This is a genomic window from Cryobacterium psychrotolerans, assembly GCF_900101115.1.
Classification (GTDB): Bacteria; Actinomycetota; Actinomycetes; order Actinomycetales; family Microbacteriaceae; genus Cryobacterium; species Cryobacterium psychrotolerans.
Genome location: NZ_FNFU01000017.1, coordinates 48,544 through 57,511 on the forward strand (window position 1 = coordinate 48,544; position 8,968 = coordinate 57,511).

Sequence of the window (8,968 nt, forward strand, 5' to 3'; positions counted from 1 at the left end):
GTCGTGCGGGTAGCTATCGTCGGGGCGGGATTGGCCGGATTGGCTGCGGCGAGCGAGTTGATGGATGCCGGGCACGACGTCCAGGTCTTTGAGGCGCGCGACCGGGTCGGAGGGCGGGTCTGGTCGGAATCGCTGCCCCTGCCCGACGGGCAGAGCGTTATTGTCGAGCGCGGCGCGGAATTCATTCTTCGCGGATACGACCTTCTTCGCAGCTATGTCGCCGAATTGGGTCTGAGCCTGGTCGACACGGGAATGAGCTATTACCTTCGCGAACCCCGCGGCGCCGGGGAAGTCGATTCCGCCGCGATGGTCGCGGCCGGGTCAAGGCTGACCGACGCCATTGGCGGGGACGAACGCTTGTCGATCAGCGACGTGCTGTCTAACCTCACGGTGTCTACGGATCTCGCCGAGGCCATACGATGCCGGGTCGAGATTTCCTGCGCTCTTGAGGCGGAATTCCTCGACAGCAGTGTCCTGGGACATGTGGCATCCCTGTCTCCTCTGCCCAGCCATCGCATCGCAGGAGGAAACCAGGGTCTGGCGCAGGCCCTCGCCGGGCGACTCGGTGATCGCGTGCATCTCAACACCCCGGTCAGAGCGATAGTGGCTGAGGGCGGCACCTTCGAGGTCCTAACCGACCTGGACACATACCGTGCCGACCACGTCGTGCTCGCCATTCCGCTGCCGTTGGTGAGCGAGTTATCCATCTCACCCGCACTTCCGAGGTGGAAGCTGGACGCGTTGGCTCGGAGCGCCTACGGTGACGCTGCGAAGCTCCATATCCCTTTGGCGCGCTCGGTCCACACGAGCGCCGTCATGAGTGTTCCCGACCGATATTGGTCCTGGACCGCTATGGATGGCACCGGGCGTGTACCAGCAGTGCTGAATTGCTTTGCTGGCTCAGCCACGGCCTTGGATCGGCTCGACGTTCGAGACGGACCGGACGCTTGGGTTGCACGTGTGAAGGAAACCCAGCCCGACATGCCTTTGGTCAGCGAAGGCGCCCTTCTCACCACGTGGTCCAACGACCCGTGGGCGAGGGGGGCCTATTCTGCGCGCGGAACTGAGGTCACAAAAGATGACCTGGACTACCTGAGACGATCCATCGGGGCCCTGCATTTCGCGGGGGAGTACCTCGGAGGAGATTTCGCAGGGTTGATGGAGGGTGCCCTACGAAGCGGACGCGAGGCCGCAGCAGAGATTCTCGGTGACCGTAGGCCAGGGAGACGCTGATGGCTGGCGTGGCGGACATCGTATTCGTTGACGGCTGGATTTTCTCTGCGCCTCAGGACGCCCCGGTCCGCGCCGATGTCGCGGTAGCGGACGGTCGAATCATGGCGGTGGGGGCCGCAGAGGACATCGCGGCGCTCGTGGGAGAAAACACGGATGTCGTTCCGCTCACAGGCCGCCTGTTGTTGCCAGGATTTCAGGATGCTCACATCCATCCCGTCGCCGGGGGAATCGAACTGTTGCAGTGCGATCTCACCGGCGCGAAAGATGCAGAAGACTGCCTCCGGTTGATCGCTGACTACGCCCGTGCGCACCCACACGCAGAGTGGATCATGGGCGCAGGTTGGTCGATGGAGTTCTTTGCAGGCGGGACGCCGACCCGAGACCTGCTTGACGCTGTCATCCCGGGCAGGCCTGTCGCCCTCATGAACCGGGATCACCACGGCATGTGGGTCAATTCCCGCGCACTTGGTCTCGCCGGTGTCACCGCGGAAACCCCGGATCCCATCGACGGACGCATTGAGCGCACCCAGGGAGGCGAGCCAAGCGGCACGCTCCATGAAGGTGCGATGGATCTGGTCGGCCGCTTCGCACCGTCTGCAACGGGCGACCTCGCCGACCGCGGACTCTTGCGGGCGCAGGAGTATCTGCACAGCTTCGGCGTTACATCCTGGCAGGATGCGCTGTTGGGGAGCGGCCTCGGAATGGAAGACTCCACCATGACTTACCTCGATGCGGTCGCCCGGGGCGAGCTGACCATGCGCACCGTCGCTGCGATCTGGTGGGAGCGAGGTCGAGGGCTGGAGCAACTTCCCGAAATCATCGATCGACGAGCACGAATCCGCGACGCTGATCCATCCGGGCACTTCCGCGCGTCGGCCGTCAAGATCATGGTGGATGGCGTGCCGGAGAACTTCACGGCCGCCATGAGCCAGCCCTACCGGGATGCTCACGGCGACGTGACGGAGAATCTCGGCCTTTCATTCATCGATCCCGAGGATCTCAAGGTATGTGTGACGGCACTGGATGCAGCGGGGTTCCAAGTCCATTTCCACGCCCTCGGTGATCGGGCCGTAAGCGAGTCGCTCGACGCGATTGAGGCCGCCAGGGAAGCGAACGGTGATCTGGGTAACAGGCATCACCTTGCTCACCTGCAGGTGGTTGGGATGAGGGACATACCGCGTTTCGCTGAGCTCGGCACAATCGCAAACATGCAGATGCTTTGGGCTGCGCACGCCCGACAGCTGGATGAGTTAAACGTGCCATTTCTGGCACCGGAACTCGTTGAACGCTACTACCCCTTTGGCGACCTCGCCCGCGCGCGAGCCCAACTTTGTGCCGGAAGCGACTGGCCGGTGTCGAGCCCCGATCCGATCGCCGCCATCCACGTTGGCGTCAACCGAATTAGCGAGGGCAGCGTTGAGCGGCCGTTAGGTGAGCAGCAGCAACTCTCGTTAGCCGCGGCCGTCACTGCGTACACCTGGGGCAGTGCCGTTGTGAATAGGCAAGAACACGAAACCGGCAAAATCGCCGTCGGGTATCTCGCCGATCTCGCCGTACTCGACCGCAACTTTTTCGACCTGCCGGCCGAAGACATCCACCTGACTAGCGTCCTGCGCACCTACTCCGCGGGTTCGCTGGTGTACCGCCGCGGGGACGAGTCGCCCGACGTTTTTACCGGCCACCAGTAGCTGCCCAGCACGGGTCAGATGACGATCTACTTGAACCTGACAATGGCCGGAACTGACTAGAAGGAGCCGGCGTACCGAAGTTCCTGGGCGACCAAACGCACGGCATTCAGACATTCCCGGAGGGGTTCCCGCCTCCGGCGCCCGAGCCAACGACCCGCAGTTCTTCAGGCGGTGGCCTGTGTTGACGCCGACTGAGAACAGGGCTATAAACGCCTACTGAAAATAGGGCCACCAACCATGATGGAAGGTGATCAAATTGCGGAGTTGCAGCGAGTTCCACATGGAACCCTTGGCGGGACGGCTGCAGGTTTGCCTGGCTCCTTCGGGTTTCACAAGGACCACCGTCTTGCGGCATCCTCGCTGCCGTTCCGCCCATCTTGAGTCGCATGCGTGATCGACGAGGGGATCCGCCGCCGCATCAGCAACTCACCGTCCGTCAACTGTGAAGGAGAATCACGAGGGACGCGGAGGAAAATGCGGTTTCTGGCGCCTCGCGATCCGTACCATCACGAGTTTCGCGAACAGCCCACAGAACAGAACCAAAAGAAATCGCTCCTGAGGATCCTCAGGAGCGATTTCTCGTTAACGCGTGGACGCTATTCAGCCTTGAGCGTCCACTGGCCGTCGGCGTTGACCACGATCACCGAAGGTCCGGAGCTGAGCGGGACCGTGCCCGAGTATGCTCCGATCTCATTGATGAGCAGACCGAAGCTGAAGTCCTCCCCAGTCTGCTCGGTCACCGCGAAGTTGCTGGAACCCGCATGCGTGGCCGTGAGCTTCCCGGCGGACCCTTGATAGAGGAACACTCGGTCTCCGGCGCCCGAGGCGAGGAGCGCTGGTGCCGCGGAGACCGGAGCGATGGTCACGCTCCATTTTCCGTCTGCCGAGATCTCAAGAGTCACGCCATCGCCGAGGGAGTTGAAGCCGAAGGCGCTCGTCCCCGCGTACCTGCCGATGGTGTTCACCAGAAGCTGACCGGTGGAGGCGTTGGACGCATCCAACACCGAGATCGCGAAGTTACTGCCGCCGTCGTGGGTGGCGGTGACGATTCCGGCCGTGGCGCCGGCCGGCAGGGTGACGAGGTTGTCGCCGGTGCCGGTCTGCGTGACGGGGGCGAAGGTGCCAAAGCTGTCGTCCGCCCAGGACTGGACCGTTGCGACCTCGGCGGGCGGCTCTTCTACTGGTGCCTCCTCGACGGGCGCCGACGCATCCTCGTTCTCCAGGGGAGCGACGGCCGCCGGGCTGTCGCCCGGGCTCGCCGCGTTGGTGACACCTGAGATGATCATCGACAGCACGATCCCGACGGCCGTGATGATCCAGGCGATCTTCTTGTTGGCGTCGTACCCGGCGAGCTTCCGGCCCTGCTTGTCCCGCTGGGCGCCGGCGAGCACGAGGATCAGGTCGACGAGCCACCAGATGCCGAACCCGGAGAGGGTGAACAGTTTGAGCAGGCCCGTGCCGACCTTGCCGAGGTAGAAACGGTCCACGGCGAAGAGCCCGAGCAGCCAGGCGAACAGCCAGGTGACCACGAAGGACTTGTCCGATGCGATCGCGTTGACGGCGCCCACGGGGGCGTTCTCCTGCGCTGCTGGGTAGGTCGGGGGGATCGGCTGTTCCCGCTGATCGTTCGGGATGCCGGCTGGGGTCGAGTGCTGGTTGTCGCTCATGGTGTTGATCTCCTTGTGTTGGCTGCGATTGAGGTGCTTGGCGCGGATGCGCCAGCCGTTCGGCGGGCGTCGCCGGTCATTTCTCCACGACCACGACCTCGATCACGATGTCGAGGCCGTTGTCGGGGTGGTACCCCCACGAAGCGGAGAAGTCATCCCAGGTCGCCGTCTGGCCTCCGTCGAGGGCGCGGGTGCCCTCCAGACGGTTGATGACGCTGTCGGGGATGTCGAGTTCGCCGAAGATGCAGGCGATATCGGAAATGTCGGCGCCCTCCGCCTCCTCGCCCTCGCTGTTCATCGAGATGCTTCGGCCTTCGTCGCCGACGTTGATCCAGGAGTTTGTTTCAACGTCGCATTCCGTGGCTGCGGCCGCCATCGGGCTGGACGTCACGAGCGATCCGATACCGCCGGCAACGGATGCGACGAGAAGCGAGCCGACAATGCCGACGACGAGGCCGAGTCCCATGCCGGTCGCGCCGAGCCGGAGCTCACGAGGGGTGAACGCAGGTGGACCAGCCGGCGCGGGTGCAGCTGGGCTCACCGCCAGCGAGCTTCGCGCACTGTTCCGGGTCGCTGCCGAAGTGAGCGTCACGCCCAAGAAACTCGCCGGCTACCTGAATATGACCACCGCGGCGGTCACCTTCATCTCGCGCCGACTCGTCGATTCAGGGCTGCTCCACCGGGTCAACAATCCGAACGATCGTCGGAGCCTCTACCTCGAACTCACGCCTCTCGCGCACCAGATGATGCGCGATGTCCATCGCGACTTCGTCGCGCTCCTTGAGGCGGCCACGAGCGACCTGGATCGCACCGAACTCGACACATTCTCCGCGACACTCCAGTCGGTGGCTCGATCGATGGTGCGCCACTCCGCTCGTGCCGACACGTCCGAGCCCCGCGAAGAGCTCCGCCCCGGCAGTGCGGGCTCGACAACCCACCTCTAGCGATCCTTGGGGGGTGAGAACCTTTCGTTTTTCACTCCAGAGCGAGCAGGCTCTTCGCTTCCAATCCCGGCTGAGGTCTTGCAACACCTGGCCAAGGCTGTTACTGCTGAAGGACACAGCTTAAGTGGGGCTGTCGAAAGGGTAGGGACCATGACTCGCGAGCATCCCTCAGTGTCAGAGCCAGACGACACCGACCTCGAGGTCACAAAACCGAAAGACTGGGCCGCGGGCGTGCCCGGCGTGTACCACTCCATGAAACCGGCGCTGGAAAAACTGGGCGTCATCCGCACCGGCAAGACGATGCTCGCCCTCAACCAGAAAGACGGCTTCGACTGCCCCAGTTGCGCCTGGCCCGACCCGAATCACCGCAAGGCCTTCGAATTCTGCGAGAACGGCGCGAAAGCCGTCACCTGGGAGGCCACTCCGGTCATCATCGAATCGGACTTCTGGGCCCAGCATTCCATTGACGACCTGCTGGAGAAGTCGGAATATTGGCTCGGAATGCAGGGGCGCCTCACCGAGCCGGTCTATAAGCCCGCAGGCGAGAACCACTACCGACCGATCAGCTGGGCCGACGCGTTCTCCGTGTTGGCCACGAAGCTCAACGGTCTCAAATCCCCGGACGAGGCCGCCTTCTACACGAGCGGGCGCGCCTCGAATGAGGCCGCGTTCGCCTACCAACTCTTCGTGCGCGCTTTCGGCACGAACAACCTGCCTGACTGTTCCAACATGTGCCATGAGTCAACCGGATGGGCCATGGGCCAGACGCTGGGCATCGGCAAGGCCACGATCAGCTACGACGACTTTGCCCAGGCCGATCTCATCATCATTATGGGTCAGAATCCGGGAACGAACCATCCGCGGATGCTGACGGCCCTGGAAGAGGCGAAGGACTCCGGCGCGGAGATCGTCGCCGTCAATCCCCTGCCGGAGGCCGGCCTGCACCGGTACAAAAACCCGCAGCGGGTCAAGGGAATCATCGGACGCGGCACCCCCATCGCCGACCAGCACGTGCAGATCCGGCTGGGCGGCGACATGGCGCTGCTGCAGGCGGTCTCCAAAAAGGTGCTGGCCGCCGAGGCGCAGAATCCCGGAACTGTGCTGGACCACGAGTTCCTGGCGAAGTACTGCTTTGGCCTGGAAGATCTCACCCGGCACCTGAACCTGCTCGACGAGCAGACCGTGCTCGAGGCCACGGGACTTGAGGAACACGAGATCGACGAATTGGCCGCACGCTATCTCAAGGCCGATCGCGTGATCGTGACCTGGGCCATGGGCCTGACGCAGCAGAAGAAGGCTGTCGCGACCATCAAAGAGATCATCAATCTGCTCTTGTTGCGCGGAAACATCGGCAAACCCGGCGCAGGCGCCTCCCCGATTCGCGGTCACAGCAATGTGCAGGGTGACCGCACCATGGGCATCTGGGAACAAATGCCGCCGGCATTCCTGAACGCCCTCGAGCGGGAGTTCGGGTTTGAACCGCCCCGGGAACACGGTGCGGACGCCGTCGAGACAATCAGAGGACTGCGCGACGGTGACATCAAGGTGTTCATGGCGCTCGGTGGAAACCTGGTCGCGGCAATCAGCGATACGAACGCGGCCGAGGCCGCCATGCGGGGCGCCGAGATGACCGTGCAGGTGTCCACGAAACTCAACCGGTCCCATGTGGTCACCGGCGCCGAGGCACTCATCCTGCCGACGATGGGCCGCACCGAGATCGACATGCAGACCTCAGGGCCGCAGTTCGTGTCGGTCGAGGACACCGTCAGCGCCGTGCATCCGTCGTGGGGAAAAATCGATCCGGTGGCACCCGGCCTCCTTTCGGAGGTGGCGATCATCTCCAGGCTGGCGCGGGCCGTTCTCGATGACAAAGTGAAGGTCGACTGGGACGGTTTCGAGCAGAACTACGACCTCATTCGCGACCACATCTCCCACGTGGTCGACGGATGCGAAAACTACAACCAGAAGATCCGTCAGGAAGGCGGATTCATGCTTCCCAACGGCCCGCGGGACTCGCGCACCTTTCCCACGCCCATCGGCAAGGCAATACTCACCGTCAACGATCTCGAGCCCGTCGATCGCCCGCCGGGCACCCTCATTTTGCAGACGCTGCGCTCGCACGACCAGTTCAACACCACGATCTACGGGCACAACGACCGGTATCGCGGCATCAAAAATGGCCGCCACGTGGTCTTCGTGAACCCCGATGACCTCGCCGAGCTGGGCCTTATCGATGGCCAGTTCGTGGATGTGCACGGGGTGTTCAGCGACAAGATCCCGCGGGTCCTGCGGAAATTCCGCTTGGTGTCCTACCCCACCGCTCGCGGATGTGCCGCGGCCTACTATCCCGAGGCGAATGTTCTGGTTCCGCTTTCTCACCTCGCCGAGGGCAGCAATACCCCCGTGTCGAAGGCGGTGATCGTGCGGCTCGATCCGGTGGAAGCGGATGCGGACAAAGCGCCTAACGCGGCTCGTAACCGGTCGGGGGCGGCCCTGCCGAGCTGACCGCCGGGGCACGGCTCTCGGCCGCGCGGCCCCGGACCACCCGGACCACCCGGACCACCCAGGTCGCCAGGGTTACTGAGCCGTGTCAGCCCAGCCGGTTGCGGTGGGCTCTGCGAGGACTTGCCGTGCGACGGCGGCGGCTGATTCCACTGCCGCTGTCGCGTTTTTCTCGCCCGTAGCCGCCGCTAGTCCGGCCGCGTAGCCGACAACGAAGGTGCTGATGGGACCCGCTGACGGGCTGACAACGCTCGATTCCTCCGCGAGGTCAAGCAGCAGATTGCGATCAACCTGAAGGTCGAGAATCTGCAGGGCCTGGGTGAGCTGGCGGCTCCAGTCACGCAGTTCAGGTTCGCGGGCGTCATGGTCCGTCATCGTGGCTCCTTGATTCGGCAGTAGGCGCAGGTATGCTCTCAGGGTTATCACCGATCGTGTTTTTTCGATACCCAGTGCGCGCGCCGAGCCCATGAATCCGAAAGCCACACCGAGAGCGTGAGCGTGTTCGCGGCGACGTACTGAATAGTCCGTGGTCTGAAGCCGCGTCTCGGCATGAGTGAGACCGCCTGGCTGCCACGGGGCAGACTAGGGCGTGTCTCCTAATTCGTGTAACCAGATGGTGATGGCGCGGAGGACGACTCCTCCGCGGTAGGTGAGGGCGAGTTTGTCGTAGCGAGTGGCGAGGCCGCGCCACTGCTTGAACGTGTTGAATGAGCGTTCGACGACGTTGCGGCGCTTGTATGCCTCCTTGTCCAGGCCGATGGTCCGACCGCCGTTTCGGCCGCGGCGTTTCCGGTTCGCGACCTGGTCGGAGCGCTCCGGGATCACGGTTTGGATGCCGCGGGTGCGCAGAAATTCCCGGTTCGCCTTGGACGAATACGCCTTGTCGCCCAGCAGTCGGTCGGGGCGGGTCCGTGCCCGGCCGGGCCCGGTTCGG

At 63.7% G+C, this 8,968-nt stretch carries 8 protein-coding genes; 4 read left to right on the forward strand and 4 right to left on the reverse strand.

All coding sequences use genetic code 11. The features are described from left to right. Positions 1-3 precede the first annotated feature (3 nt). Both BLQ39_RS12560 and BLQ39_RS12565 read left to right on the forward strand, forming a co-directional pair. Entirely contained in the window at positions 4-1,233 is a 1,230-nt protein-coding gene (locus BLQ39_RS12560; RefSeq protein ID WP_277871494.1) for a flavin monoamine oxidase family protein, read from the forward strand. After that, entirely contained in the window at positions 1,233-2,921 is a 1,689-nt protein-coding gene (locus tag BLQ39_RS12565; protein ID WP_092324426.1) for an amidohydrolase, read from the forward strand. The genes BLQ39_RS12560 and BLQ39_RS12565 overlap by 1 nt, the downstream gene beginning before the upstream one ends. A gap of 596 nt (positions 2,922-3,517) precedes the next feature. On the opposite strand, the gene BLQ39_RS12570 is transcribed toward BLQ39_RS12565, so the two are convergent. Beyond that, positions 3,518-4,588, reverse strand: coding sequence for a TM2 domain-containing protein (locus tag BLQ39_RS12570; protein ID WP_092324427.1), 1,071 nt, complete (start codon positions 4,586-4,588; stop codon positions 3,518-3,520). 76 nt (positions 4,589-4,664) lie between these two features. After that, on the reverse strand, positions 4,665-5,054 hold the full coding sequence (locus BLQ39_RS15890) for a hypothetical protein (protein WP_167738526.1): 390 nt from the start codon (positions 5,052-5,054) through the stop codon (positions 4,665-4,667). Here BLQ39_RS15890 and BLQ39_RS15895 point away from each other — a divergent pair. Next, positions 5,053-5,532: a MarR family winged helix-turn-helix transcriptional regulator gene (locus tag BLQ39_RS15895; RefSeq protein WP_256332757.1), complete on the forward strand. Its 480-nt coding sequence runs from the start codon at positions 5,053-5,055 to the stop codon at positions 5,530-5,532. The genes BLQ39_RS15890 and BLQ39_RS15895 overlap by 2 nt on opposite strands. 150 nt (positions 5,533-5,682) lie before the next feature. Continuing rightward, positions 5,683-8,037 carry an FdhF/YdeP family oxidoreductase gene (locus tag BLQ39_RS12580; protein WP_092324430.1) on the forward strand — a complete coding sequence of 785 codons (2,355 nt, stop codon included), beginning with the start codon at positions 5,683-5,685 and terminating at the stop codon, positions 8,035-8,037. Between the two features lie 72 nt (positions 8,038-8,109). Here the strand turns inward: BLQ39_RS12580 and BLQ39_RS12585 are convergent, their stop codons facing one another. After that, positions 8,110-8,409, reverse strand: a complete 300-nt coding sequence (locus tag BLQ39_RS12585; protein WP_092324432.1) for a DUF6457 domain-containing protein — start codon at positions 8,407-8,409, stop codon at positions 8,110-8,112. Between the two features lie 207 nt (positions 8,410-8,616). Then, a partial coding sequence (locus BLQ39_RS12590; protein WP_143006470.1) for a transposase occupies positions 8,617-8,968 on the reverse strand: 352 nt, incomplete at its 5' end.

Bases quoted from the DNA above. Each gene is read 5' to 3' on its own strand.
- BLQ39_RS12565 (WP_092324426.1), top strand. From the start codon at position 1,233: ATGGCTGGCGTGGCGGACATCGTATTCGTTGACGGCTGGATTTTCTCT.
- BLQ39_RS12570 (WP_092324427.1), bottom strand. From the start codon at position 4,588: ATGAGCGACAACCAGCACTCGACCCCAGCCGGCATCCCGAACGATCAG.
- BLQ39_RS15895 (WP_256332757.1), top strand. From the start codon at position 5,053: ATGCCGGTCGCGCCGAGCCGGAGCTCACGAGGGGTGAACGCAGGTGGA.
- BLQ39_RS15890 (WP_167738526.1), bottom strand. From the start codon at position 5,054: ATGGGACTCGGCCTCGTCGTCGGCATTGTCGGCTCGCTTCTCGTCGCA.
- BLQ39_RS12580 (WP_092324430.1), top strand. From the start codon at position 5,683: ATGACTCGCGAGCATCCCTCAGTGTCAGAGCCAGACGACACCGACCTC.
- BLQ39_RS12585 (WP_092324432.1), bottom strand. From the start codon at position 8,409: ATGACGGACCATGACGCCCGCGAACCTGAACTGCGTGACTGGAGCCGC.